Source organism: Selenomonas sp. AB3002, from assembly GCF_000702545.1.
GTDB lineage: Bacteria > Bacillota > Negativicutes > Selenomonadales > Selenomonadaceae > Selenomonas_B > Selenomonas_B ruminantium_A.
Map to the genome: position 1 here is coordinate 1,839,403 of NZ_JNIO01000008.1, position 26,192 is coordinate 1,865,594.

The window sequence follows — 26,192 nt, forward strand, 5'->3', positions numbered from 1 at the left end:
TCTTATCCCCTTTACTCAACGTTCTTCTTGCTAAACTGAATATTATATAGATAACTGTAAAGCCCGTTCTTCTTCAGAAGCTCCTCATGTGTGCCATGCTCCTTGATTTTGCCTCCGTCAATGACATAAATCTGGTCGGCATTGAAAATGGTGGAAAGGCGATGAGCAATGACAAAGGAAGTACGCCCCACCATGAGCTGGTCGAGGGCCGCCTGCACCACTTTCTCACTCTCCGTATCCAGGGCCGAAGTGGCTTCATCCAGGATGAGGATGCGAGGATTTTTGAGTATAGCCCGGGCAATGGCCATGCGCTGACGCTGACCACCAGAAAGATTAAGTCCCCGTTCCCCAATAGGAGTGTCATAACCCTGGGGCAGTTCACGTATAAAGCCATCGGCATTGGCTGCCCTGGCTGCTGCTTCCACTTCCTCGTCAGTTGCATCCAGTCTGCCATAACGGATATTTTCCCGCACCGTGGTAGAAAAAAGCATGGTTTCCTGTGGAACAATGCCAATTTGCTCCCGCAGGGACTTGATGGTCACATCCCGTATATCATAGCCATCAATGCTGATGGAACCACTATCTATCTCATAGAAGCGCGGCAATAGATTAGCAATGGTGGACTTGCCTGCCCCTGACGGCCCTACAAAAGCAATCATCTGCCCAGGCCTTGCCTCCAGCGTCACATCATCCAGAGCCAGCACATCCTTCTTATAGCCAAAGGAAACATGGTCCACTACCACATGCCCCTGAATTTCAGGCAGTGGCTTGGCCTCTGGCTTGTCAGAAAGTGGCTCAGGCAGGTCAATGATCTCAAACACCCTGTCCACTGCCGCCATGGCCTTCTGCATGGAGCCGTAGACACGGGAAAGGCGCTTGACGGGATTGGCCAGATTCACAGCGTAAGTAAGGAATGCTATGAGCGCACCAGCAGTGAGCTCACCATTCAACACCTCATAACCACCAAACCAGACAATGAAGGTCACTGATACCGCCGCCAGGAACTCCACCGTCGGCGTCAGCAAGCTGGTTAGCTGCACATTCTTCATGGCGGCCTGGAAGTTCAGGATATTCTGCTTCTGGAAGCGGTTGATTTCGTAATCCTCACGAACAAAGGTCTTAACTACCCGCACAGAAGACACGCTTTCCTGCAAAAGGGAGGTAATGTCTGCCATGCGCTCCTGAATCACCGTACCATTGCGCTTGAGCTTGCGGCCGAAAATCTTCATAGCCTGTCCCACCAGCGGGATAATCACCAGTGTCAGCAGGGAGAGTTTCCAGTCAAGATACAACATCATGACCAGGGAACCGATGAGAATTGATCCTTCCGTCACCATCTCTATGAGCTGGCTCACCAGAGCGGACTGGATAGCCGCCACGTCGTTGGTGATATAACTCATGGTCTCGCCCGTCTGATGCCTGTCAAAATAAGACATGGGCAGGCGCTGGAACTTTTTGAACATGACCTCGCGGACGTCGATGATCACACGCTCGCCAATGTAGGATACCAGATAGGACTGGCCATAGTAGAAAACACCCCTGATGAGGAAGGTTATGACAATGCCTGCCGAAATGACATTCAGCATGAACATATCCTTTTCCGTCAGCACCTTGTCCACCATGTCCTTGATGATCCAAGGCAAGTAAAGATTGGCGGCTGCCGCCATGATGATGCAAAAAACAGCCAGGATAAAACGCCTTGTATAAGGCCGCATATATTGCAGCAGCCGCTTGTAATTCTTCATGGATGATCTTCCCTCAAAATCTATGAAATATATCGTCTGGCACAGGCCATTACTTTTTCCGCTACACGATAAGCCGCCCCGGGTGCCCCCAGCTTTGCGCAGGCTTCCCTGAGCTTTTCGCAGGTGACCTGCCTCTTTTCTTCACCGGGATAGAGCGGCAGCATCTTTCCTGCTATATTCTCTGGTGTCACCTGCTCCTGCAGCAGCTCCGGCTGGAAGCCTTCTCCCAAAAGAATATTGGGCAGGCTGAAATTATCCACATGGACCAGGCGCCTGCCAATGAAGGCTGACAGCCTGGACAAGCGATAGAGCACCACACAGGGCAGTCCCATAAGGGCCGCCTCCATCACCACCGTGCCTGAGGTGGCCATAGCCGCCGCCCCCATGCCCATGAGAGCATAGCGGTGTTCCGTGCCCGTAAGGGTGACTGGCACACCTGCCGCAGCGATTTTATCTTCTATCAGCTCCCTCAGTCCCTCATCTGCCACAGGCAGGTAGAAGCGGCTTTCAGGCCGCTTTTCCCTCAAAAGCTTCGCCGCCCCCAGCATATCAGGCAGGAGCATCTCTATTTCCTGACGGCGGCTGCCGGGCAGCAGCAGGATAGGCACTTCTCCCTCCTGCAGGCCAAACTCCCGTTCAGCCTGTTGCAGAGGGATCTCTGCCTTTACCGTATCCACCAGGGGATTGCCCACAAAGGAAATCTTCGCCCCGGCCGCTTCATAAGGCGGCAGCTCATGGGGAAAGATAGCCACAAATTCCTCTGCGATCATAGCGCAGTCTTTGGCTCGTCCCTTGCGCCAGGCCCAGGCAGAAGGTGGGATATAGGAAAACACCGGAATCCCCAGGGCTCTGGCCTTTTTCGCCAGCCGCCAGTTAAAGTCCGGGTAATCTATGAGCACCAGCAGGTCTGGCTTTTCCTCCCGCATGGCATTTTCCAGCTCACGCAAAAGCCCCAGTATCCTGCCCAGATTCTTCAGGACTTCCCAGACTCCCATAACATTGTAGTCGGCAAAGTCTCTGAGCAGGCGCACGCCGGCGCCCTCCATTTCCCTGCCGCCAAAGCCCATGAGCTGCACGGAAGGGTCAATGCTTAAAAGGGCCTCTGCCAGCTTCTTGCCGTGCAAGTCCCCCGAAACCTCTCCTGCTGAGAGCATAATCTTCACTGGCCATCCCTCCGTCCATCAATCTATCATTTTATCATATAACGCCGAAGCCCGCAAAAAAGAAATGCGGCAGACCGAAGTAACTGCCGCATCTCATATCTTCATCTTCACATAGCCACGATAGCAATACCGTGTTCTTCGGCCAGCTTTACCACAGCTTCCCGCTCTACCAGCAGGGTCTTGTCAGCCTCGATAGCCAGGGCCGTAGCGCCTGCAGCAATCATGGACTCAATGGTAGCCTTGCCCACCGTAGGCACATCAAAGCGGTTATCCTGCTCAGGCTTGGCCACCTTGACCACCACTGCGCCGCCACGGGCCAGCTCGCCGCCGCGCCTGATGCAGGCATCGGTGCCCTCAATGGCCTCCAGGGCCATGACAGCGGCTTCCTTCACCACCACGGTCTGTCCCACATCCAAACGGCCGATTTCCTTGGCCATGCGGAAGCCGAACTCCATGTCCTTCTTCTCCCGCTCATCCGGCTCACGGCTGGTGAGGGTGCCGCGATGGGGCATCAGCTTATGGATAAGGGCTGTCTGGTCAAAGGCAGTGAAGCCAGCCCGGGCCAGCGCCTGGACGAAAGCCAGCATGATGGTATCGTCCTTCCTGTCCGGCAGAGACATGATAAGCTGCATGGCCATAGCATCCGGGATGAGTTTCCCGGAGAAAAGCAGTTCCTTGGTGACTTTGCCAATCATGGTCACCTTCTCTACCTGCTTTTCCTTCAAGTAAGCCAGCAGTTCACCCAGCTTGGCAATGCTGATATGGGCACACTCAGTAGCTGCCTCGTCCAGCTCAGGGTCCGTCTCGTCCAGCAGGGCCACAGCATAAACCTCATAGCCCAAAAGCTTTGCAGCCCTTGCGCATTCCACAGGCAGCTTGCCTACGCCTGCCAGCAGTCCAATCTTTTCCATAAACTTTGCTCCCTATCTCTAAATTTTAGTCCAGCTCTTTATCCCCATCCCGACGGCCTCTGCAAATTCCCCGATCCGCATTGCGCAGGAAGCGGAGGAAATGCTCGATCTCTTCACAGGAATCCACATCCTGTTCAATGACAGAAATAGCTTCCTTGAGGCTCAGCCCCGAACGGTAGAGTATCTTGTAAGCCCGCTTGATATTGCGGCGCACATCCAGGGGAATGCCCGCACGGGCAATGCCCACGCTGTTGAGGCCCGCAGCCTTCGCCGGATGACCAGCGACGATAGTGTACGGCACCACATCCTGCACCAGGCGGGACATACCTGCCACCATGGCATTGCGGCCAATCTTCACGAACTGATGCACACCTGCCATGCCGCCGATGACGGCACGGTCTTCCACCACCACATGACCCGCCACGCTGGCCAGGTTGGACATGATGACATTATTGCCAATCACACAATTATGTGCCACATGGGTGAGTGCCATCAGCAGGCAGTCATTGCCGATGCGGGTTTCCTCCCCTTCGCCGGTGGCGCGGTGGACGGTGACACCCTCACGTATGGTGGTGCGGTCACCGATGAAGACATAGCTCTTCTCACCCTTGAATTTCAAATCCTGGGGTTCCTCGCCTATGGAAGCCCCCTGGAAAATCTTGCAATCCTTGCCAATCTGGGTCCAGCCAGTGATAACCACATGGGGGCCAATCTTCGTGCCCTCACCGATTTCCACATGCTCCCCAATCACCGAGTACGGCCCAATCTCCACATTCTTGGCAATCCGTGCCCCCGGTGCTATGACAGCAGTATCATGTATATAAGCCACTACTTTGCTTTCAGCGCTCATCTGCTCCAACTCCTCTGTTCCCGAAACCCACGTGCCAGGGTGAGCAATTCCCGACACCAACGGCTTTGCTCATCTTTTATTTATACTCCCAAATAAACTTTCAATCTTAGTATGCAATATGACAGCAAATCCGGGCATTCTTCGAATTGAACAAAGACTAGGTCTGTTTTACTTGCTAAAATCAGTTATTTACAACAAAATCCTCTGTTTTGCGCTTTGGAAGGCTCAGGCTTCCGTGCTTTCACCGGATTCTGCTTTATGGTTTTCATCCTCAATCAAGGCAAACTTGAAGTCAGCCTGAGCCACCAGCTTGTCATTGACATAGCCGTCAGCATGAAGCACGCCGAAGTTGCCACGCACCTTCACGATCTCAGCCTTGGTCACCAGCACATCGCCGGGCACCACGGGCTGCTTGAAGCGCACGTTGTCCATGCCGCCGAAGAAAGCCAGCTTGCCGCGGTGCTCCTTCGGGTAGAGCATAGCCACGCCGCCCACCTGGGCCATAGCCTCAAGGAGCAGGACCCCGGGCATGATGGGATGCCCCGGGAAATGGCCGCCGAACTGGGGCTCATTCATGGTGATGCACTTGATGCCAGTGGCAGACTTGAAAGGCTCAATCTCCACAATGCGGTCCACCAGCAGGAGGGGCGGACGATGGGGCAGGATTTTCATGATTTCATTGATATCGAGTTCCATAAACATATCCCTCTTTCTATACTCAGCCTCGCGGCGCTGCCGCAAGAAGTTTTGCTAAAGCCGTATTCAGGGCATGGCCTGAAGCTGCCGCAATGACATGCCCCCGGACAGGACCTGCCAGCCGCAGATCCCCGATGACATCAAGAATTTTATGGCGAACCAGCTCATCTTCAAAATGCAGGGGATTCACCCAGCCGTCGTCATTGTAGACGATGACACTCTCAATGGTGCCGCCAAGTCCCAGTCCCATCTGCCGCAGAGCCTCGATTTCCTTTTCGTAAGCAATGGTACGGGCAGGAGCGATTTCCTTATGATAGGTCTCCTCGTCAATCTCAAAGTCCTCATACTGGATACCAATGAGCTTGTGGGGATTGACAGAGGTGAAACTCACTCTGAAGCCATCGTAAGGCACGACCATGACAAAGCGCTCTTTCTTCTCATCGTCAATGCGGTAGACCTTGTCCACCACCACTTCATGGCGGGGAGCATCAAGCTCCTTCTTCCCGGCCTCCTGGATAAGCTCAAAGAAAGCAAGTGCTGAACCATCCGCCACCGGCGGCTCCTCCGAGTCCATCTCAATGCGGCAGTTGTCAATGCCAGCTGCATGGAAGGCACTCATGAGGTGCTCGATGGTAAATACCTTGCAACCCTTCTCCTCCACGGTGGTAGCCCGCAGAGTAGAAGTGACGTTCTCCGCCAGCGCATGAATCTCCGGCTGCCCTGGCAAATCCGTCCGCACAAAAACCAGTCCCGTATCCGCCCCGGCCGGGCATAACACCATATGTACCTCACGCCCGGAATGAAGGCCCACCCCCGTATAGGCAGCCTCACTGGCCAGCGTTGTCTGCTTCTGCAACAGTAATTCCTCCCGACTTGCTATAAAAACACGCAGGTGCCCCTGCGTGTCCATTAAATCCGAAATTTTTCCGTATATATTTTATAAGACTTCCATGAGAAATGCAAGCACTTATGCCATCTGCCCGCAAAAAAGCAGAGCCGCCGCCTGTATGTGGCAGCAGCTCTGCGGCAAATAAAAGACCGCCGCTACGGCAAGGCGCTGAAAAATACACCGGCATGATTCTTGCCGTAGGAGTCAGCTGCGACAAGTAACCCCGCCATCATTAATGTCTGATAGAGGAATACGACATCACCTGTCATTGACAGTAAAATATGGCGCCCTCGTCCCCCAGATTGGCAATAGCGTGGAAGTTACCGCACCAGAATCACATTCATGTAATCGAGGAAATGGCTCTGCTCATTTTCCAGCAGCACCCGATTGGCATCTGCGAGGGCCAACACGGGATTGACTCCGTTGCCCGACAGGGACTCGCATTTCACCAGCAGGGGCTTGTCCCCTGCCCGCGACACCCCGGAAACATCCAGTCCCCTGCAATAGGCCGCCATGCCCTTGGTGGAGACCAGGTCATAGTCCAGATTGCTGGCGCCGTAGATGGCCTCTCCCTGCTCATTCTTGATGACAGGGCTCATGGCCGGGCGCAGGCTAAGGCCTGTGCAGTCCACCACCAGGCTGGTGTAGTCCCCCTCAATCTTTGGCATCTTTTCCTTCTTTTTCTTCTTGATGGCAGCAGTCTGCCCTGCGGCAGGATTCGTGACAGACTGGGGCTGGCTGTAGCTTGATGAGGAGGGAGTGCCATAGTCCCCATAAGCTCCAGTGCCGTAAGCTGCCGCATTCATGACCAGAGGCGGTGTCTGATTGATATTCACCTCTATGCTGACAGCAGAACCGGCTGCAGGCTGCTGCACGGCAGGACCGGCATAATCGTAGTCCTCCTCATAGCCCCAATTGGGCGCAGGGAAGGGCTGGCGCACCGTATTCCTGGTCAGCACGGCAGCGGCCAGGGAATTACTCACACCAAACATAGGCACTTCCATGGTCACCTCATAGGCGCCGCCGGGTATAGCTCTCTCCTCCAGCACCCTTGCCCCCTGTACGCAGGCAGAGACTTTCGTGCGCACCACATCCGACATCACCATGTAATTTTGCACGGTGCTCTCCGCATCCACCTGCACTCCGGCCACTTCCTCGGCCAGCTGGCGGTAGGCATCTGCCACCGCTGCCCGGCGGGCCAGCATCTCAGCCTGGGCCGCATTTATGGCCGTAGGCGGCGCTATGCCCGTGCCTGTAGCAGCCACCACCTGCCGCTCCCAGTCCACCCTGCTCTGGGCCAGGGTGGTCTGAGCCGTCAGCAACAAGGCTGCAGCCATTGTCAACGAAACAATTTTTTTGCCAATAATTTCCGCGTACATCTTTATCCCCCTTTCGGAATGAGCCATCCATACGTCCTTGTGATAATCATGCGAGCTTGGGAAGGTCAGCCCCGTTTTTGGAAAAATCCCGTCTCCCCCAAAAAGGGGGAGGCGGGAAGCATAACTCAGCGGATGAACACCACGTTGGTCTTCTCAAGGAAGCCTGCGGTCTTGTTTTCAATGAGGACACGGTTGGCATCTGCCACGGAAAGCACAGGATAGCTGTTGTGGCTATCCAGAGAAACTGCCTTCACCACCAGGGGATTGCTGCCTGCACGCCTGGTGCCATTAGCAATATCCGTGGTATAGCTGGCCATGCCGTTGGCAATGACGAAATCAGGATTCAGATTCTTATGTCCATAGATGTTTTCGCCACCAGCATTCTTAATGACCGGGCTCATGACAGGCCGGAGGCCCAGGCCGCGGCAGTCAACGATCAGGCCCGTGTAGCCGCCGATGGCATTGGAATTGGCAGCGGGGGGAGCAGGCGCCTTGGCAGTCACATCAATGCGCACGCTGACGGAAGCCCCGGCATCATAAGCAGGCTGGGAAGGAGCTACGGATTGCACCGGCTCCGGGAAAACTTCCTGCACAGGAGGTTTGGGCATGACGGCTTCGGCCAGAGAGTTGCTCACGCCGAACATGGCGATCTTCATGGTGACTTCATAGCCCCCATCGGAAGTGGCGCGCTCGCTAACTACCTGGGCGCCCTGCACCAGGGCGCTGACCTTGGTGCGGACTACATCGCTGGTAACCATGAAGTTTTCCACGGTGCTCTCAGCATCCACATTGACGCCCTTCACGATTTCTGCCAGCTGGCGGTAGCCGTCCACCACAGCTGCCCGGCGGGCCATCATGCGGGCCTGGGCACTGTTCCTGGCATTGGCCGGGGGTGCCCCCATGCCTGTCACAGTGATGGTGGAATCCTGCCAGTTCAAGCTGTCAGCCGGAGATGCCAGCACGCTGGCCACGGAAAAGACCAGCACCGCCGCCATTACTGCCAACAGGGAAACAAGCCTCGAAAATCTCCTCATTACCTCCACATCCTTTCTTGGAACCTGACCTCTCTTGCACAAGCCGAGCTGACCTCCCCAGGCCCGCATGGCAGAGAACCCATATAAAATGCTATTAAAAATATATTTTAACGACAATTCTATCATACATGAAAATTTTGAAAAAGTATAGCAGGGATTTGATATGGTAGCCGAAATCCATTGTGCGCCACACAAGTACACAATGGATTTTCCTGCTAAAAAACCGCCCTCCCTCACTCGGGAAAGCGGTTTTTTCATATTTTCAGTACTCCTCCCGCATGGACTTCCATCTGTCGTGGAGCCAGAACCAGTCCTCGGGATAGCGGCGGATATGCTCTTCCAGCATGTGATTCAACTGCTGGGTGGTGTTCCTGATATCCTCTTTCTTGTTTTTGGTCCTCTCCACCCGCAGGGGAGGATAGATATGCAGGGTGTGGCGGCCGTCCTTTTCCTTGTGGATCTGCACCATGAAGACAGGCACATCCTTGAAGCGGGCCATGGTGGCGGCTCCCACCACGCAGTTGGTGGGGCGGCCGAAGAAATCCATCACCATGCCGTCTTTGCGGCTGGGGTCCTGGTCTGAGAGCAGGCCGATGAACCAGCCCTGACCCAGCATGTCGTACATTTCCCGCACCCCCTTGCTGTAGGTGACGTGCATGCCCATAAGAGCTCGGTACTCATTGATGAACTTATCCATGCCCCGGGAGGTCTGCTTCTTGGCCACCGCCACCAGGGGTATGCCATGATGGGCCAGGGCTCCTCCCTCCAGTTCCCAGTTGCCGGAATGGGAGGTAGCAAAGACACAGCCCTGCCCGGAGGCGGCCTGGGCTTTCAGCTCGTCCACCGCCCCGGTGAGGGTCACATATTCGTCCATACGCTCCTTGATGACAGGGGAGCGCAGCACCTCAAATAGCATAGGGCCGAAACGCAGGGTGCTCTCTTTGGCAATGCGCTCTGCTTCCCTTTCATCCACCTGCAAGCAGTCCATGATCTGCTGTTTGGCCAGCAGCTTCCTTTTCTTCGGCACAAAGGGCCAGAGCATCAGAGCAAGCCCCCTGCCCAGGCTGTCGCTCATACCCTGGGGAACAAGGCACAGGATATGGCTTAACGCCTTTACCAGATAATATGCTAACATAATCAACCTCAGTGCTTACAACTCACAACGGCAGCAGCAACCTCCGCCGTCCTTCAAAAAAGGAGCCGCCCCGGGCAGCTCCTTTATCAATTACTTGTTCGCCAGCTCTTTTTCCAGTTTCTTGACCTTCTTCAAAAGCTCCGGCAGTTTCTTCATGGCTGCCTGCATACGCAACCATTCCGTGTGGGACTGCACCGGGAAACCTGCACAGAACTGTCCCTCGGGCATATCGCTGATGATACCTGAGCGGGCCGCGTAGACAGAGTTGGCACCGATCTTGATATGTCCTACAGTGCCTGTCTGGCCGCCGAAGGTCACGTTATGTCCTACTTCCGTGGAGCCTGAGATGCCCGTCTGGGCCACAATAAGGCAGTTTGCCCCAATCTTGCAGTTGTGGCCGATATGCACCAGATTGTCAATCTTCGTGCCTTTGCCAATGACCGTAGACCCCATAGCAGCACGGTCAACCCCCACATGGGAGCCAATCTCCACATCATCTTCCAGCACCACATTGCCCACCTGGGGCACCTTGGTGTGTATGCCATCCTTGGTGGTGAATCCGAAGCCATCGGAACCGATGACGGCAGAAGCATGAATGACGCAGCGCTTGCCCACCCGGCAATATTCCCGCACAGTAGCGGAAGAATAGATAACTGTATCATCGCTAATCTCAGCATACTGCCCCACATAAGTGTGAGGGTAGATAACAACCCTGTCACCCAGCACAGCATGGTCATCCACCACTGCGAAGGGCATGACGATGACCCCTTCTCCGATTTTCACATCCTGACCGATATGCGCCTTATCGCTTACTCCCACAGGGAAATCCAGCTTCGGGGTGAAAATTTCCAACAGCTTCGCAAAAGCCGCCCTGGGGTCCTCAACATAGATGGCAGCCTTGGGGAAGTCCTTCGCCGCAGCCTCCCCCTCCGGCAGCATCACTGCTGCCGCACGGGATTCCTTGGCTTCTTCGATATGAGGGTCAACAGCAAAGGTCAGGTCACTTTCCCCGGCCCCGGCTATATTATCCAGACCGGAAATGAGGATTTCCCCATCACCTGCCACCCGGCCCCCCACCAGAGAGGCAATCTCCTGCAAAGTCTTCTTCATGGCATGCTCCTCCGTGGCTCTTACTGCAACTTCTCGATGGCCTTGTCCGTGATGTCGATGCAGCCAGATACTGCTACAGGCTGATCAGGAACATTCTGCACCACGGCATCCAATTTCTCATCACGGGCAATGTCGCCCAGAGCTACATCCAGCTTCTGGCGCATCTGCAAAGCGTAGGACTGGTTGATGCCCTGGAGTTTCCTCTGCACATCCATCTGTGCCTTCTGGGCATCTTCCTGTGTCATGTCCTGGCTCTCCTGCAGCTTCTTTTCTGCTTCTTCTACAGCTTCCTTGTACTTCTGGCTTCCTTCCTCGTCAAGGGCCTTGATCTGGGGAGCTTCCTTCAGCACCCTCTCTGCATCTATATAACCAATCTTGGCTTGACCACAGCCGCCCAGCAGGGCAGATGCCATCAGGATCCCTGCTGCCAGCAGGGCTTTTTTCTTCAAATTCATCTCTTGCTCAGCTTCCTTTATCTGTTACTATTTACTCGAACTCTCAAGGGTACGGACCTCGGCCGCCAGTTCCTCAGTCACATCATCAGGATTCCCCGTGACTTCTCCGTAGAAGGATTCCGAAAAATCCCTGCCCAGGGCACCGGGGAAAATCCCCTGCAGCTTGGGCATAGGCACGGAAAGTATCATGGTGTAGTGGTGAAGGATTGCTACCTTCGCTCCCTTGCCCTCAATGTCATTGGCTATGTGGTTTTCCAACGCCGCCAGCTCCTGCTTCACCTGCACCAGCTGCCGCTGCTTTTCCAAGTGCTGCTGCACTTGCAGGGAAAGAGCCATCTGCCTTGACATGAGCTCCGCATTCCTGGCCTGGGCCGCTGCCTCGGCAGCCACAGCCTCAGCCTTTTGCTGTTCCAGGGCCTCCTTGGACTTCTTGTCCCACTCAGCCAGCTTGGGGGCCATGACAGAATCCACATAATCCTGCACCTGTTTGTCCCAGGCGAGCTTCAGCTGATACTGGCGCTCTCCGCGCTCCTGCTTCAGCTGCAGGGCTTCCTGCTCCCAGGCCGCCCGCTCCTCATCCAGTTCCTCCTGTTTGGTCCAGGGATGGTGCATCTGCTGCTGGTTATCCAGCTTTAGATTGATGTTGAGGATGGCATTTAGATACTCATCATCAAGGGCTGCCCGCTGAGCCTCATAAGCAGCACGGGTCGATTCCCGATAATCCTGCTCTATGGCCTTGCGCTCCCTGTCCAGCTGCACCCGGCCGCCGATGACGGTCTGGGCGTTCTTCTGCCAGACAGAATCCTTGAAGGGCTGACTGTCAGTTTCCGGGGGCTGCACTGTGAGCAATGGCAGCTCCTGCAAGTCCTCCAGTTCCATTTCCAGGCTGAGGGCCTGTGCCCGGAGCTGCTGCAGCCTTTCGTAATCCGGATGGGCCGGCCACACCTTGCGGGCATCCGCAAATGCTATTTCGCTGACCGGCTCCACATTTTCCTGTGGTTCATTTCTGTCCAGCACACTTTTAAGCACCAATCCCGTGCCTGCCGTCAGCAGCAGCACGAGGACAGCAGCCCCTGCCAGTACCTGGCGACGGTGTTCCTGCCAAAGCCCCTTGAGACTTACTTCTTCCTCACTGCCCGGAGAACTTCCCTTGAGGGATGAATCTTCTTTATCCTTCAAAGCCTGCCCTCCTCTGATTGCACCCACTACGACAAATACCGAGCACCAAGGCCCGGTATTTGCTCTTATGCCATTCGGCTATCTTCCTTACTTGCCCAGCTTGGACACAACGTCCTGGGTAATGTCCTGGCCGCCATAAACCACAGCGCCCTTGTCAAGGACAACCTGCAGGCCCTTGGCCTCGGCCACCTTCTTCACCGTTTCCTCGATGTTCTGGCGGATAGGCTCCATGAGCTCGTTGTTCTTCTGCTGGAGACGCTGCTGGGTCTGCTGATAATAGTCGCCCTTCTCCTGATCGTTCATGCTGGCAGATTTCTCCTCGAAATCCTTCTGAGCATTCTGCACTTCGTTCTGCATGGTCTGCTCAGCCTGCTGGAGCTGGGGATGCTGAGCTGCAACCGTGCGGTAGTCAATCACACCCACGCTGGAGCTGGCAGCGGAAGCCAGGCCGGAACCGGACTGGGTCAGGGCCAGAGCCACCACAGAGCCGATGAAAGCCAAAGCGATAAGTACGCTTACAATCTTAACCTGTTTCTTTTCCAATTTAACCATGTTTCATTTCTCCTTTACCCTTTGAGGGCTGCAAAATTTCCATCAAACTTGCACAGAAACAAGGATATTATACCTCATGTGAGGAAATTTTGCCAGTGGCAAATGCAGCCTCACACGCGTTTCGTGCTCTAAAAATATCCTATCACCCTTACCCAGCTGTCATTCCTGTCCACCACATACTCCAAAGCCATGAAATCATGGAGCTGGTAGCGCAGGGCAGTTTCCCACACGCGGCTTCCCCAGCGGTACTCATAGCGCAGGAGCCAGCGTTTGGACAGCTGCTGGCTTGCGAACATGAGCCAGTTATGGTCACGCATATCATAGCGTATCTCTGCCCGCCCCTTGGAGCTCAGGCCGCGTCCATAGCCCAGCTGCCAGCCCCAGTCAGGCTTTTCCGGGTAGACATCAAGCAGGGTAAAGACCTCGTCCTGTCTTGAGAGCATAGCTCCCGCATGAAGCCGCAGGGTCAAATCCCTGTTGCGGTCCTTCTCTGTCCTGTGTCCCACATCCAGCCAGCCTTCCAGACGCACCCTGTATCGTTCCGTGTTGGAACGGCTCATTATCTGGGTGTTTTCCCCAGGCTGGATCTCAACCTGGGTGGCAAGTTTCCAGCGGCCAAGGCCGCCCTTTGCGTCCAAATCCCGGGCCAGGGCCTTTTCAAAAGTATCCCTGTGCCTTGCGACAAAGTTCACGGGCACCCCTACCAGCATATTGCATTTATCCTGCATTTCGCTGCGATGGGCCAGCAAGGTCATATTGGGTATGGTATCTGAGCGCATGGCAAGGTCTATGGTACGCACCACCGGCAAACGAGGATAAAGAACAATCTCAACCCTGGTCTGTCTGCCCGGGCTGACTTCAAAATCCGCCCTGAACTCCGGCAGGTGCTTGTCCAAATATCTTTTGACTTCCTGCCGGATAAGTCCCGCAGTCCAGTCACCTGCCGCCACAGGCAGCCCCAGCAGGGCCTGCTGGAAGACCTCCCCCAGCCCTGCAGCATCCTGGCGCACCAGTTCTTCCACCATGGGAGGCATCCCCTCCACAGCGATGACTGGTTCCACGTTTTCGATAGTTGCGTCCCAGGGGACCAGGCTTATCCTGACAACGGTATTTTCTCCCGGCTCAATGGCTGCCCCCACAACAGTGTAGCCTATGAGCACCTTGTCAAATACCTCCATGATCAGGGCTTCATCCTGAGCTTTTCTCCCCTGAAGCTCTGCTATATCCTGACCTGCCAGCAGCTGAACCGCAATGGCCTCTACGCTCTTTTCCATGCGCTCCCCGGCAAGCTTCGGCAGGGAATGTGGTGACGTGACCTCTGCCCGTACTGTTTCCACCCGGGCAGAAGCCTCCCCCCGGCCGCCAAGGAGTACGCCCAACATAAGGCAAACGCAAAATAACCTTATCGCCTGCAATGGCACGGCTCTATTCACCGCCTTAGAAGGCACCGCCTACGGTGAAGTGGACACGGCCGCCCTGATCGCCACGACCGTAGTCGAGACGTACAGGACCGATAGGCGTATTGAAGGAAATGCCTACACCCACGCTGGCGTGAAGCTCGTTGGAGTGCGGCAGGAATCTGTCACTCCAGGCACCGCCGCCATCAGCAAAAACAGCACCCTGGACTTTGTTGGCCAGAGGGAATCTGTACTCTATGGACAAAAGTGCCATGCGGTCACCGCGGAACTGGTCATCACGATAACCGCGCAGGGTATCCTGACCACCGACGCGATACTGGTTGAACTCAGAAAGATGCCCATGGCCGTAGCCATACATGCCCCGGACAGCAATAACGCGGTTGCTGCTCACCTTGAAGTAACGGGTATCCTCAATGGAAGCCTTCTGGAAGTCAAAGTCTCCGCCAAAGCCTGCCACCTCAGCAGTAAGACTGACCTTGCCGCCCTCGGTTGGGTTATAGACATTGTCGCGGGTATCCGTCACATGCTGAAAAGTAATGGAACGGGTAGTGCCGAAGTTGTACTCCTTCCATGCCTCATCATGATAGCCCCAATGGATGCTGCCATCAGGATTTGTCCAGACCACGTTACCGTCATCCTCATGCCTTACATATGTGTCCTTGCGGTTCCTAAGTGTGAGGTAATTGGTAGAATACTCGCTGGCAGGGCGTCCAAAGGTGATTTCTCCCCCTGCATACTTGCGCATATAGCTCTCTTTCTTATCACCGTTAGTATCATAATCTGAATACTCATAAGTGCGGTTATAAATTTTCAGGGTACCCACAGTTTCTTTTTTATCAATCCAGGGACGCCTGTAAGAGAACACAAAGCCCTGAGCATCGCTTTCGCTGCCAGACCTCTGATAAGTAAGGGTAACAGCATCACCAGTGCCCAGGAAGTTCTTGTCCCCCACATTTATCATACCCAGTATGCCATCAGAGCTGCTGTAGCCGGCACCCACGCCGAAGGTACCCGTGCGCTGTTCCTTGACATCCACTTCCATGATCACAGCGTTGGGCTCCACGCCTGGATTCATCTTGATGTTCACATCTTCAAAGAACCCCAGGTTGTAGACGCGCTGAACGCTGCGACGGGCCAGCTTGGAGTTGAAGGGCTCACCAGGCTTCTGACGCATTTCACGCAGGATAACCCTGTCCTTGGTCTTCTTATTGCCCTTGACTGCATAACCTTCCAGCTTGCCCTCATTGATCTTGATGACCAGCTTGCCAGAAGGATCTATATTCATATCGGAGACCTTCATGAGTATGTAGCCATCCTTATGGTAAAGCTCCTGAATGGCCTGGATATTTTCATGCAGGATGCGGCTGTTGAGGATTTCCCCCTTCTTCACGCCCATGCGATCATAGAGTTCCTCAGACTTCTCCACGGTGTTGCCAGTGATTTCAATATCCGTCAGCACGGGATTTTCCAGCACATGGAAGGTGACAATGACACCTTCCGGCACTTTCTCAAAAGAGGGGAAAATATCATAGAAATAGCCCGTGTTGTAAATGGTGTCCCTGGCCTCATAGAGCAATTTTGAGGTGAACATATCACCTGCATGCATGGACACAGCTGCCTTGGCCGTGGGCTCCGTCTTTTCCGTAGCTCCTTCAAAGCGGATATCCACGATTGTCTGGCCTTCGAACTGGCCCAGCAGGTCCTCTATAGCCTTTTCATCCGGGCGGTTCTTATTCCAATTTTCGGTGCGCTCGTCTACCTGAACCGGTGCCTGAGCACTTTCCTCCGTTGCGGCCGTCTCATTTTCAGCCCCGTCTGCTGCCTTTGTCTCCACAGCTTCTTCCGGACTGACAGCTGCCATATCAGCAGCCACATTATCAGCCTGAACACTGCCTTCTGCAGGTACCGTTTCCTGCTGGGCAGCCACTTCTTCCGCTGCATAGGCATAACCGGGCAGCACAGCTGCACTAGTGGCCATAGCCACCGCAGCAGCCAAATATCTGTATCGCTTTTTCTTCAAAAGTCAGACCTCCTAAACATTTCCCTTGGGGCCAAAAGTTTTCCTTTCTCTCCCCTTGCTCCCTGCAATCAATAATAATATATCAAAATTCCTTGGAAATACAAAGAACTTTTTATCGCCTTAATACTTCCCCCGCCTCCTGCATCAATCTCTGCTGGTCAGCAGAAGGCACCCTTGAGGGCGCATAAGTAAGGTGAGGACTGGCTGCAGACTGGGGGGTGCCAGCCTCAAAGGTGCCCTCCCTTGCTTCAGCACGCTCCTGCACCTGAAGGGGCACAGCAGCACTTTCCTCCACCGGTTCCCCCGGGGAGGGGGGATTTTCCCCTGTGCCATGTATTTCTTCCTCAGCCTGCCCTGCAACAGTCTTATCCTCCTGTGGCTGGCTTTCCAGACTCCTGACAGGCACCGGCGGAGAAATATCTTCCTGCACGGGCTCCAGCCCGAAGGGCCAGTTTTCTATGGCCAGCACTATAAGCACCGCCACAGCAAGGGCCGCCCCCCTGGATAACCATTTGCGCAGTCTGAGGGTTTTCCTGCCCGGAGAAGCTCCTTCAAGCTCTGCCTTGGCCAGCATAAGCTTCAGGTCCCCCTGCAGCTCATCGGCCCGCTCCAGCGAATCATCAGCCTGACCCAGCCAGTCCCGGGCCGCCTGTATACGCGCACGCTTGCTTTCCTTATCCATGCTCCCGCCCCCTTTCATCTATATAATCCCAGGGAGCAAAAGTGATTTTGCAAAGCAAAAATCAGCATATCCGGGCTTTGCGCTCTATCTGGCAGCGAAAACTATTTTATTCTTGCCTAAACAACACATTTCCTTCTTTTTTCATGTCCAGCCGCTCTTGAAGCGGGCCAGCATTCCCCTGACTCTTCTTATGCCCTTATCCCTCAGCCTGTAGACATGAGCCAGCGAGACACTGAGATCAGCCGCCATCTCCCTGGCATCAGCCGTCCCCAGATACATGCCTTCCAGTACCGCTTTCTCATTACCTGGCAACCGGTCGAGGGCATGGTGCAGGCGCTCGGAAAAAACAGCGTTTTCCACTTGCTCAGGCACCGTCAGCGCAGATCTGTCAGCCAGGCTTTCCTTGAGGTTAAGTTCTTCCCCCTCCTCTGTGGCGAGGGACTCCAGGCAGGGGGTATCTGCCCCGCCCTCTTTCCTCAGGAAGTCAAGTATCCTGCCTCTGATGCGGTGCATGCCATAAAGGCTGAAAGCCACGCCCCTTTCAGGGTCATAAGTCTCCACCGCTTCAATCAGCCCCACCGTCCCCTCCTGCACAGCGTCCATGATATCAGGACGGCTGCGCCAGGGCATAGCTTCGCGACAGACCAAAGGCTGATATGATTCTATGAGACGCTGCCTGGCCTTTCTGTCTCCTGCCTTGCACTGGCGCCAAAGCTGACGCTCCTCCTCAGGAGCAAGCAGCTTGACATCAGCGATAGCTGACAGATATTCTCCGAAATTCATAAGCCTGCTCCTTTCTCTCAAAGTCAGAATTGGAAACGGCTGGTAAAGCCAACCACAGTATCGTGGCCTTCACGCTCTACCACCAGGCTGAAATGGTCATTGACATCATACTCCACACCGTAGCGCTGCTTGTGAGCAGCGCCGATGCCCTGGCTGAATTTCAGCATAAGTCCCTTGGTGACGTACTTGCCAATTTCCACACTGTACTCATCTTCCCGGCTGTTGCTCTCAGAAGACGAAGACACGAAATCGGACATAGGCCCGCCCCGGTGTATGCTGAAGTAGTCAAGGAAAAAGACATTCCTCACTGCCTGCTCCAGCTCCGAAAGCACCGTCAGCTGGAGGCCCAGGGAAAGCATATCCCCGGCGGTGATATTGCGCTTTCCCGCCTCGTAGTCACGCCCCAGAGTCAGCACCTGCATGATTTCCGTCTGGCTCAGTTCCGGCAAGGAGGAAAGCTTCAGCTCCATCTCCCCCAGGGGACCATCCAGATTCAGGAAAATCTTTGTGCGCCCCACTGTGGCATCAGCCACGAAGTCCAGACTGGGCAGGAAGGAATCCACCTGATTGAAATATGCCACTCCCTGGCGTATCTTGAAGGGGGTCTTCAGATAGCTGACCGTGCCGCCTTTCTCTACCTCCACCTTGCCGCTGGTCCTGGGGTGCCTGGTGGTGCCGCCAAAATGAACAGCGCCTTTCAGGTGCATATCATAGAGATAAGAGCTGTAGAAATGAACCTTCTTGTTCACATTCAGCTGGAAATCGAGAATGACATCCGGCAGCTCCCCTTCGGTATCAGGGATGGTGGGCACTGAGACGGTGCAGTCATGAAGATCCAGTTTGCCCGAGAGCTTGGGCATGACCATGCCGTAAATCTCACCCTCCTGCAAGTGGAGCTCCCCGTCCAGAGGTCCCTGGAAGAAACTGCTTTGAACATCCAGCCTGCTGGCCGTAAAATCAAAATTGTAATTAACAGGCGTCAAGCCTTCCAGCTGAAGGCCTCCAGAGCCTTGGTAGCTCCCTTCGCCCATTTTACCAGAAAAGTCACTGACTGTCATTTGAGTCCCATTAAAATCAAGCTTCGCCGTCATCTCGGTGATAGGCAGGCGCAGCTCCTTCAGCTTCACAGCCCCGCCAGTGATGGTCATCGCACCATCAAACAAGGGATGGGCTGCCGTACCTGTAATAAGGAGTTTGCCCTGGGTGGGGCCCATGGCCCAATCCACCTGCTTGTAAAGGGCAGGCAGCAGGGACAGATCTGCATTGTCCAGGGAAAGTTCCAGCCTTATCTGCTCATAGTCATTCAGGGCAGCGGGATCATCCACCTGAAGGGCCCTGGAGGGCACAATGCCCCGGGCACTGGCCTGATATGTTCTCTCCCCCACGGTCTTCTGCACCTGCATGCTCTTGATGTCGCAAAGTCCATTGCGCACCTGCAGCACTGTCTCCAGCGTGTCAAAGGTGGAACCTGCCACACCGCCGTCGCGTCCCTTGATTTCTGCATCAAGGGACGGATTATGCAGATAGCCACCAAAAGTCGCCTTAATATCAGCCCGACCTGTGATATCAGCCTTGATTCCCCCCAGCTTGGAAAACATTCCCAAGGAAAGATCCTGGGCCGAAAGATTGGCAGCTATCTCACCGTCATGATTGAAATCAACCGTTCCCCTGGCAGAGAACGTGCCCTCCCCCTGTGAGCCGGAAAGCTCCTTCAGGGAAAGCACCCTGTTCTGCAAATGTCCCTTGAGAATCACATTGCTGATATCATAGCCCGCTGCCGTGCCCTGGGCAATTTCTCCCTGCATAGTAAGATCAGGATTTCCCAATGAGCCTCCCAGCTTCACTCCCATGGAAATCTTTCCTGCCAGCTTGTCATTATGCTGATTCAGGAGGTCGCAAAGGGCCTCGATGTCAAAATCCTGAACCACGGCATTGCCGGAAAGGCTTTCATCCTCGGTGCCGAAGGAGGCCTCCAGGCCGCAATAGCCATTCTCCCCCTGGAAAAAGCCAAACTCCGACAGGGATATCCTGTGCGCAGCATATTCCACCAAACCGTGGATTTTGTCTATTTCCTGACCGTTCAAAGTCAGGCTGGGCGCATTCAGGGTGCCATGGAAAACAGGCGCAGACAGGCTGCCCCTGATGCTGCCGTCAAAAGTGCCATGACCGCTGACCTCATAAGGCAGCTTGTGCTGTATGCGCTTCATGTCAATGTCATGCACCTGGGCCAGCAAATCAAGATTGCCAGACCTGTCCACCATGCCGTTTACATCCATATCCACCATAGGTGAGTAGATGTGGAAATCCTGCAGCCGCACTTTGCCATCCTGCAGATAGTAGTCGCCATCCATGCCGGAGAGCAATACTCCCATATAGCTGCCCAGATAGAAATGAATGTAGCCAACAGCCTGGGGATTGTCCAGCGTGCCGGTGAATCTGATGGTATTGTCCACATTACCGGTGATGGGCTGGTCCGGGGCCACCAGGGCTGCCAGATCCTCCATGCGCACACCCACCGTATCGGCACGAAGGTTGATTTTCTTTTCCCCCGTAAGGCCCACGAAGCCATCCACATACCATGTCTGCTTCCCATCTTTCTCCAGTGAGAAGTCTTCTATGGCTACCCTGTCCAGGCTCCCCAGAGCATGAAAGCGCAGTGAATCAAAGGGCTGCTTGAAAAGCTCCCCCCGGGTGGCAGAAAATGAAAGGTCAAGGTCGGGGTTGCTCCGGGTACCGGAAAGAGTGCCCTTGAAATCAGAGAAGCCGCTCACATCTGCCTGAGGCAGAAGGGCCTGCAGGAGCGACAGCTCCACATGTCCCCCGTAAAGTTCCATCTCCAGCCGGGAGTCACCGTAAAGGTTTGTTATCTTTCCCTCCAGCCCCACATCGCCATGCTGTGGCAGACGTACACTGAGGGCATCAATGGTGAGTTCATCCCCCAGCAGGGCAAAGGAAGTCCCTGCTCTCTCTATGGGCAGCCCCTGATAAGAACCCTGCTCCAGCTTCAGGCTGCCATAATATGCCATTTTCTCATAGTCAGTCCCCTTGCCGTTGAAGCCCACATCCAGGGAGGCCCTGCCCGTAAGGTCCCTGAGGACAGCAACTTCCGGCAAGGCAGCGGCGGCACTTTTCAGATCTACGCCCTGGACTTTGGCATGTCCCGTAAAGGACCAGTCAGCAGCACTGAGTTCCAGTTCCCCCTGTACCGTGCCCCCCAGGGAGCTGACCTTCCCTTCCTGCACATAGACCCTGCCATCTTCGTAGCGCACTTTAGCGCCGCCATTCTCAAAAGAGAAGCCATAGGCCTCGCCTGAAGCCTTGCTTATCCGGGCGTTTACCAGCGGAGCGGCTGCCGTACCAGAAATCCTGGCCTCAAAGGCAGCCGTGCCATGGCAGGGAATATCCTTCAGGATGGCAGATGGATCAAAGGCATCAGAGGATGCCTCTATGTCAAGATAAGGAGTTCCTTCAAGGAAGGTCACCTTGCCATGAGCCCTGGCCTGCTGTCCTGCTGCCTGGGCTTTGGCATCAAACATCACCTGGCTGTCGGTAAAGAAGGCTGTGCCTTCTATGTCCTCCACTTCCGTACCCAGAGCCTTCAGCTTGCCTGCTTTGATGTCAGCGGAACCAGTAAGGCTTATGAGCCCCCCCTGATAGACCACCGCAGCCTCGCCCCGGTTCAGATGTCCGCCTTCAAGCTCTATTTCTTCGGGCAAAAGTCCTGCCGGCAACAGGGGCAGGTATTTATCCAGCTCTGCCTCTCCTGCTTTCACCCGGATAATCTGCCGGTCGCTGCCAATGGTGCCAGCAAACTCCAAGTCAGTTTCTCCCTGGCAGGCCCTGCCCTCCAGTTGCAGCACAGGATATTCCCCAAAGTCTAGAGAGCCCGTCACCTGCGTAAAGGAAAGTGCCTCGGGCAGGTGGAAGCTTTTCACCTGCACACGGGCATCCTCCACCTGCACCTTGCCAGTGAATTTCTTTTTCTCTCCGGTGGAGGAAACTAGCTCCTGCACATTCCAGCTGCCGTCATCTTTTTCCGTGAGCACAGCCTCCACGCCTTTCAGGGTTACAGTGCTCACACCTTCAGCAGGCTCTTCAAATACGTCAAGCAGGCGGAAGCCCACCCGCGCCTCATCGGCATGGAGCATGGTTTCCGCCTGCTTGTCATAAATATCTATGTCGCGTATGGTAAGTTCATGAAGGGAGCTGACTTCAACAGAGCCCACCTCTGCCACAGTCCCCAGGGAGTCGGCTGCTATGCTGCCTGCTGCCTTTCCTGCTTCCTGCATGAAAGTTTCCGTGCGGGCGGCAAAAAACACGCCTCCCCCTAAAAGCGCAGCAGACAGGGCCAGCCCAATCCCGACTTTCAATAACCCCTTCATAAACCCACCCTTTTTGCCATCATCTCTTACTTGGCCATGGATTCAGCCACAATCTCTGCGGTGTCAGGCTCTGCCCTCTTCTCCATAGCCTTGGCTTCCTCTGCCCGCTTTTCTTCCACGGTTTCCTCTTTGGCCTCAGCCTTCTCCTTCTGCTTCTTGGCCTTGGCCGCAGCCTTTTCTTCCTTGTACTTCTCCTTGGCAGCCTTTTCCCTGGCCTTGCGCTCTGCCCGGCCTTCCTTCAATACATCCTTGATGATCTCCTTCGGAGTCTCAAAGACAGCGCCTTCGTTGAGGCGGCCTGCTTCACGTGCCTTGACAGCCGTCTCGCCGGCCATGGCAGCATCACTGTACTTCACTGTATCAAGATCCACGGGAATGCCCATAGCTTTGTCCAGCTCGGCCTTGCTGACGTTGTACTTGTAGAGAGCAGTGTAATAGTTGGTACGGGCAGAGGTGAGCTTCTCCTCTGCATCCATGACGCTGAGGTTGGTGCCCACACCTGCATTATAGCTTACTTGGGCAATCTTGTAGTCTTCCTCAGCCTTGGTAACGGATACCTTGGTAGTCTGGATATTCTTCTCAGCTGCCTGTAGGCTCAGAATAGCCTTGCGCACATCAAGACGGATCTGCTCGTCAGTCTGGGCAGATGCCTCCTGTGCCTTCAGCAGGCTGGCCTCTGCCGCATGGATATTGGCAGAAGTCACGCCATTATCAAAGATATTCCAGGTGGCAGTAAGGCCCACGGACCATACATCGCTGCTGGTGTGGTTGGTCTTGAAGGGACGCTCACCGGCAATGGCATCGCTGCCGCTGGCGTTTATCGTAGGCAGGAAGCCAGCTTTGGCAGAGTTCACACCTGCCTCAGCCTGCTTCACGTTGTAGTAGGCAGCCAGACCGTCTGCTCTGTTCAGCAGAGCAAAATTGGTGCAGGCATCAATGTCAAAATCATATTTGGTGTACTTCAGCTCATCCTTGATTTCCAGCACTGTGTCCGTAGGCAGGTCGAGATAGTTATTGAGGGTTGCCATTGCCACATCGTAATCGTTCTGAGCCGTCACCAGGGACTGCTGGGCATTGGCCAGCTGCACCTCGGAGGCCAGCACATCAGACTTGGCCACAGTCCCCACCCGGTACTGGGCATTTACCTGATCCAAGTGGGCCTGAAGGGTCTCCACATTATCCTGATATACCTTGATGAGATTGCGGCACTGCAGGATATTGTAGTAATGAGTAGTAGCAGTTTTTACAGTAGTCTGCTTGGTGTCCTCCAGATTCATATCTGCTGCATTCAGAGCATACTTGGCAGAATCGCGGCTGGCCCGCAGTGACTCGTTATACAAGGGCACGGTAACACTGCCCGTGTTGCTGAAATTATAGTCATAAGCAGGATCATAAGCGCCGCTGTACGCCCTGCCACCGATACGGTTAGCCCCGGTATTCCAGGTAAGGGTCGGCCCCATCTGGCGACGGGCCTTTGACAAGCTCCAACGGGCATTGTCCACATTGGCATAATACTGCTTGAGAGTGAGATTGTTCTCCAGGGCCATGCGCACAGTATCCTTCAGGTCAAGCTGCACCGTATCGGCAGCCAGGGCAGGGGAAGTGCTGATAGCCATCAGCCCGCCCAGTACCAGGGCCGTAAGTTTTTTATGGAAATTCCTCTTGTTATTCAAGACAATGTCCTCCCTTGAATTACTGTAATGATTGCAATTTTATTGTTCTCTATAAAAAGGCCGGTTCCTGCCGACCGGGATTATCATGTTCAAAAACTCTGCCTGATGCCGAAGTAGGCACGACGACGCTCATGATCATTGACGTGATCCCACTGGGCTGCCAAGGCAGTGCCTTTGCCCGTAATATCGTAGGATGCGTCCAGTCTCAGCTGCATGTCATTTGGATCATATCCGTCCACCGCCAGCTGAAAGCGCTTGCCTCCATAAATATCAAGGCCCACCCCGGGTTTGCCGTTTATGACGCCTCCCCGGACACCGAAGTGCCCCTTGGAAAACTTCTTGCCAATCTGGGCATTGAATTTGTTCTCATCACCGATGTCATCAACCCCCAGCCTCAGATAGGGGCCATCCTTCTTGCCCACATCTACATTCAAATCAGTCTTCCAGTCATGGGCGCCGCCGCTGTAGAGCACATCAACCTGTGGCTTCACCTCTATCTCGCTCACCTTCTTCAGCATGCCATCGGCCCGCTCAGTGAGCTTCCTGGCATTGCTGATGGTCGCCTTCAGATCCTCCTGGGTCTTTTCATCTGCCACCACATTTTCCAGCCCCTGGGTGATGCGCACCACCCGGGCAGAGGCATCCGCCATATTGCTGAGGGTCTGCCGCAGATTCTCAGCCGTCTGGGGGTCGGCTCCCACAGTTTCCAGATTAGCCACCATGGCTTCCACGCTCTGCATAGTGCGGTCCATGCCCGCCGTGGCCGAGTTCAGCTGGGAAATGATATCATTCACCTGTCCCTGATTGCTCACAGCCAGATTTTCCAGCACCGCCATGGTGCGGTCAATGCGCTTGGTCACATCCTGGATATTCACCATGCTCTGCACCAGGGAGTGCTGCAGGTCTTTGTTGCCCAGAACGTCATTGACAGACCCCAGAAGCTCCTGTACCTGGGCCAGCGTCTTGTCTATGCCCGCCATGAGAGTGTCCATGCCCTTCTCATCTTCCCCGATGAGATAGTCTCCATCAGAGACCCAGCCGTTTTCTGCCCCGGCAGGCAGGATATTGATGAACTTTTCTCCCATGACGCCTGCCGAACCAATGGTGACCCGGGACCCCCGGGGAATCTTCACATCCCCCTTTATATCCATGGTGACAGTGACACCGCCGCCATCATTGACCACCTTGCGCACAGAGCCTACCGGCACACCGGAAAGACGCACCGTAGACTGTGGCTCTATGCCCACCACTTGCCGGAAACCGGCATAGAGGGCGTACCCCTTGCTTCCTCCCAGACTCACGCCGGAGAGGAGCAGCACCGCCGACACCAAAAGTGCCAGTCCCGCCAGTGTAAAGGCTCCCACCTTGGCCTCTGTACTCATGCCGCCCCCTCCTTCTCCGCAGTGCTAAGTGTTCTGAAGAACGCCTGCACCCTTTCGTCCTGTATCTTCTTGAACTTTTCCACCGTATCCACGGCAATGAGTTCTCCTGCATAAATCATGGCTATGCGGTCTGCAATGCGGCAGGCGCTGGCCATATCGTGGGTCACCACCACCGAAGTAACACCCAATTTCCGCTGGGTGCTCACAATGAGCTCATCTATGCGGGCCGTCATGATGGGGTCAAGGCCGGAACTGGGCTCATCGTAAAAAATCACCGAAGGCTCACAGGCAATAGCCCGGGCAAGGCCCACCCGCTTCTTCATGCCACCGGAAAGTTCATTGGGCATCATTTGCTCCACGCCCTCAAGGCCCACCAAAGCCAGCTTTTCCCTGACGATGCGGCCTATTTCTGCCTCGCTCTTATCCGTGTGCTCCCTAAGGCCAAAGGCCACATTATCCCCCACGGTCATGGAGTCAAAGAGAGCTGAATACTGGAACACCATGCCCATGCGCAGGCGGATTTTGTCCCACTCCGCTTCGCTGAGATTTGCCACATCCCGCCCCCGCACCAGAATCTGGCCGGAGGTGGGGCGGATAAGGCCGATCAGCAGCCGCAGCAGGGTGCTCTTGCCAGAGCCTGAACCGCCAATGATAGCCAGGGTTTCCCCTTCCCTGATATTCAGATTTATATGGGAGAGAGCCATATTCTTGTCAAAAGACTTGCAGACATCAACTAATTCTATCATGATAACTT

General features: G+C 54.8%; 22 protein-coding genes. 1 reads left to right on the plus strand and 21 read right to left on the minus strand.

The genetic code is table 11. The annotated features are described in order from the left end of the window. Positions 1 to 11: 11 nt before the first annotated feature. The 6 genes from msbA to lpxC form a co-directional block, all read right to left on the minus strand. Positions 12 to 1,745 (minus strand): lipid A export permease/ATP-binding protein MsbA, encoded by a 1,734-nt coding sequence (msbA, locus tag P159_RS0116745; protein WP_029545964.1) that lies wholly within the window; start codon positions 1,743 to 1,745, stop codon positions 12 to 14. Positions 1,746 to 1,765: 20 nt separating this feature from the next. Further along, entirely contained in the window at positions 1,766 to 2,908 is a 1,143-nt protein-coding gene (lpxB, locus tag P159_RS0116750; RefSeq protein ID WP_029545966.1) for a lipid-A-disaccharide synthase, read from the minus strand. Between the two features lie 107 nt (positions 2,909 to 3,015). Next, positions 3,016 to 3,819 (minus strand): UDP-2,3-diacylglucosamine diphosphatase LpxI, encoded by an 804-nt coding sequence (gene lpxI / locus P159_RS0116755; protein WP_029545967.1) that lies wholly within the window; start codon positions 3,817 to 3,819, stop codon positions 3,016 to 3,018. 25 nt (positions 3,820 to 3,844) lie between these two features. Further along, positions 3,845 to 4,669 carry an acyl-ACP--UDP-N-acetylglucosamine O-acyltransferase gene (gene lpxA, locus P159_RS0116760; RefSeq protein WP_029545969.1) on the minus strand — a complete coding sequence of 275 codons (825 nt, stop codon included), beginning with the start codon at positions 4,667 to 4,669 and terminating at the stop codon, positions 3,845 to 3,847. A gap of 225 nt (positions 4,670 to 4,894) precedes the next feature. Next, positions 4,895 to 5,365: a 3-hydroxyacyl-ACP dehydratase FabZ gene (fabZ, locus tag P159_RS0116765; RefSeq protein ID WP_029545971.1), complete on the minus strand. Its 471-nt coding sequence runs from the start codon at positions 5,363 to 5,365 to the stop codon at positions 4,895 to 4,897. Between the two features lie 22 nt (positions 5,366 to 5,387). After that, positions 5,388 to 6,221, minus strand: a complete 834-nt coding sequence (gene lpxC, locus P159_RS0116770) for a UDP-3-O-acyl-N-acetylglucosamine deacetylase (RefSeq protein ID WP_029545973.1) — start codon at positions 6,219 to 6,221, stop codon at positions 5,388 to 5,390. Positions 6,222 to 6,322: 101 nt separating this feature from the next. On the opposite strand from lpxC, the gene P159_RS20820 reads away from it, so the two are divergent. Continuing rightward, positions 6,323 to 6,475, plus strand: coding sequence for a hypothetical protein (locus tag P159_RS20820; protein WP_185753774.1), 153 nt, complete (start codon positions 6,323 to 6,325; stop codon positions 6,473 to 6,475). Between the two features lie 99 nt (positions 6,476 to 6,574). On the opposite strand, the gene P159_RS0116775 is transcribed toward P159_RS20820, so the two are convergent. The 15 genes from P159_RS0116775 to P159_RS0116845 form a co-directional block, all read right to left on the minus strand. After that, the gene (locus P159_RS0116775; RefSeq protein WP_029545974.1) at positions 6,575 to 7,633 is read right to left on the minus strand and encodes an LPP20 family lipoprotein; all 1,059 of its coding nucleotides are present in this window, start codon (positions 7,631 to 7,633) and stop codon (positions 6,575 to 6,577) included. 125 nt (positions 7,634 to 7,758) lie between these two features. Then, complete coding sequence (locus P159_RS0116780) at positions 7,759 to 8,667, minus strand: LPP20 family lipoprotein (RefSeq protein ID WP_037377078.1); 909 nt, start codon at positions 8,665 to 8,667, stop codon at positions 7,759 to 7,761. Between the two features lie 262 nt (positions 8,668 to 8,929). Further along, positions 8,930 to 9,802 (minus strand): lysophospholipid acyltransferase family protein, encoded by an 873-nt coding sequence (locus P159_RS0116785; RefSeq protein ID WP_029545978.1) that lies wholly within the window; start codon positions 9,800 to 9,802, stop codon positions 8,930 to 8,932. 90 nt (positions 9,803 to 9,892) lie between these two features. Beyond that, positions 9,893 to 10,912: a UDP-3-O-(3-hydroxymyristoyl)glucosamine N-acyltransferase gene (gene lpxD / locus P159_RS0116790; protein WP_029545980.1), complete on the minus strand. Its 1,020-nt coding sequence runs from the start codon at positions 10,910 to 10,912 to the stop codon at positions 9,893 to 9,895. A 20-nt stretch (positions 10,913 to 10,932) separates the two neighbouring features. Further along, the gene (locus P159_RS0116795; RefSeq protein ID WP_029545982.1) at positions 10,933 to 11,367 is read right to left on the minus strand and encodes an OmpH family outer membrane protein; all 435 of its coding nucleotides are present in this window, start codon (positions 11,365 to 11,367) and stop codon (positions 10,933 to 10,935) included. Positions 11,368 to 11,394: 27 nt separating this feature from the next. Further along, positions 11,395 to 12,546 carry a hypothetical protein gene (locus tag P159_RS18860; protein WP_051650435.1) on the minus strand — a complete coding sequence of 384 codons (1,152 nt, stop codon included), beginning with the start codon at positions 12,544 to 12,546 and terminating at the stop codon, positions 11,395 to 11,397. 87 nt (positions 12,547 to 12,633) lie between these two features. After that, a complete protein-coding gene (locus P159_RS0116805) occupies positions 12,634 to 13,098 on the minus strand; it encodes an OmpH family outer membrane protein (RefSeq protein WP_029545985.1) in 465 nt (154 codons plus the stop codon). A 128-nt stretch (positions 13,099 to 13,226) separates the two neighbouring features. Beyond that, positions 13,227 to 14,435 (minus strand): acylphosphatase, encoded by a 1,209-nt coding sequence (locus tag P159_RS0116810; RefSeq protein ID WP_318253619.1) that lies wholly within the window; start codon positions 14,433 to 14,435, stop codon positions 13,227 to 13,229. Between the two features lie 100 nt (positions 14,436 to 14,535). Continuing rightward, entirely contained in the window at positions 14,536 to 16,536 is a 2,001-nt protein-coding gene (locus tag P159_RS0116815; protein WP_029545989.1) for an outer membrane protein assembly factor, read from the minus strand. 112 nt (positions 16,537 to 16,648) lie between these two features. Then, positions 16,649 to 17,218, minus strand: coding sequence for a hypothetical protein (locus P159_RS0116820; RefSeq protein WP_029545990.1), 570 nt, complete (start codon positions 17,216 to 17,218; stop codon positions 16,649 to 16,651). 141 nt (positions 17,219 to 17,359) lie between these two features. Next, positions 17,360 to 18,001 carry a sigma-70 family RNA polymerase sigma factor gene (locus tag P159_RS0116825; RefSeq protein ID WP_029545992.1) on the minus strand — a complete coding sequence of 214 codons (642 nt, stop codon included), beginning with the start codon at positions 17,999 to 18,001 and terminating at the stop codon, positions 17,360 to 17,362. A gap of 23 nt (positions 18,002 to 18,024) precedes the next feature. After that, positions 18,025 to 22,383, minus strand: coding sequence for a translocation/assembly module TamB domain-containing protein (locus tag P159_RS0116830; protein WP_029545994.1), 4,359 nt, complete (start codon positions 22,381 to 22,383; stop codon positions 18,025 to 18,027). Between the two features lie 26 nt (positions 22,384 to 22,409). Then, on the minus strand, positions 22,410 to 24,056 hold the full coding sequence (locus P159_RS0116835) for a TolC family protein (RefSeq protein WP_037377080.1): 1,647 nt from the start codon (positions 24,054 to 24,056) through the stop codon (positions 22,410 to 22,412). Positions 24,057 to 24,145: 89 nt separating this feature from the next. Next, positions 24,146 to 25,438 (minus strand): MlaD family protein, encoded by a 1,293-nt coding sequence (locus tag P159_RS0116840; protein ID WP_029545997.1) that lies wholly within the window; start codon positions 25,436 to 25,438, stop codon positions 24,146 to 24,148. Further along, positions 25,435 to 26,184, minus strand: coding sequence for an ABC transporter ATP-binding protein (locus P159_RS0116845; protein WP_029545999.1), 750 nt, complete (start codon positions 26,182 to 26,184; stop codon positions 25,435 to 25,437). The genes P159_RS0116840 and P159_RS0116845 overlap by 4 nt, the downstream gene beginning before the upstream one ends. Between the last annotated feature and the right edge of the window lie 8 nt (positions 26,185 to 26,192).

What these genes read in the sequence shown, in the direction of transcription:
- msbA (WP_029545964.1), bottom strand. Translation starts at nt 1,745, where the DNA reads ATGAAGAATTACAAGCGGCTGCTGCAATATATGCGGCCTTATACAAGG.
- lpxI (WP_029545967.1), bottom strand. Translation starts at nt 3,819, where the DNA reads ATGGAAAAGATTGGACTGCTGGCAGGCGTAGGCAAGCTGCCTGTGGAA.
- lpxA (WP_029545969.1), bottom strand. Translation starts at nt 4,669, where the DNA reads ATGAGCGCTGAAAGCAAAGTAGTGGCTTATATACATGATACTGCTGTC.
- fabZ (WP_029545971.1), bottom strand. Translation starts at nt 5,365, where the DNA reads ATGGAACTCGATATCAATGAAATCATGAAAATCCTGCCCCATCGTCCG.
- P159_RS20820 (WP_185753774.1), top strand. Translation starts at nt 6,323, where the DNA reads ATGCAAGCACTTATGCCATCTGCCCGCAAAAAAGCAGAGCCGCCGCCT.
- P159_RS0116775 (WP_029545974.1), bottom strand. Translation starts at nt 7,633, where the DNA reads ATGTACGCGGAAATTATTGGCAAAAAAATTGTTTCGTTGACAATGGCT.
- P159_RS0116780 (WP_037377078.1), bottom strand. Translation starts at nt 8,667, where the DNA reads ATGAGGAGATTTTCGAGGCTTGTTTCCCTGTTGGCAGTAATGGCGGCG.
- P159_RS0116785 (WP_029545978.1), bottom strand. Translation starts at nt 9,802, where the DNA reads ATGTTAGCATATTATCTGGTAAAGGCGTTAAGCCATATCCTGTGCCTT.
- lpxD (WP_029545980.1), bottom strand. Translation starts at nt 10,912, where the DNA reads ATGAAGAAGACTTTGCAGGAGATTGCCTCTCTGGTGGGGGGCCGGGTG.
- P159_RS0116795 (WP_029545982.1), bottom strand. Translation starts at nt 11,367, where the DNA reads ATGAATTTGAAGAAAAAAGCCCTGCTGGCAGCAGGGATCCTGATGGCA.
- P159_RS0116805 (WP_029545985.1), bottom strand. Translation starts at nt 13,098, where the DNA reads ATGGTTAAATTGGAAAAGAAACAGGTTAAGATTGTAAGCGTACTTATC.
- P159_RS0116820 (WP_029545990.1), bottom strand. Translation starts at nt 17,218, where the DNA reads ATGGATAAGGAAAGCAAGCGTGCGCGTATACAGGCGGCCCGGGACTGG.
- P159_RS0116825 (WP_029545992.1), bottom strand. Translation starts at nt 18,001, where the DNA reads ATGAATTTCGGAGAATATCTGTCAGCTATCGCTGATGTCAAGCTGCTT.
- P159_RS0116830 (WP_029545994.1), bottom strand. Translation starts at nt 22,383, where the DNA reads ATGAAGGGGTTATTGAAAGTCGGGATTGGGCTGGCCCTGTCTGCTGCG.
- P159_RS0116840 (WP_029545997.1), bottom strand. Translation starts at nt 25,438, where the DNA reads ATGAGTACAGAGGCCAAGGTGGGAGCCTTTACACTGGCGGGACTGGCA.
- P159_RS0116845 (WP_029545999.1), bottom strand. Translation starts at nt 26,184, where the DNA reads ATGATAGAATTAGTTGATGTCTGCAAGTCTTTTGACAAGAATATGGCT.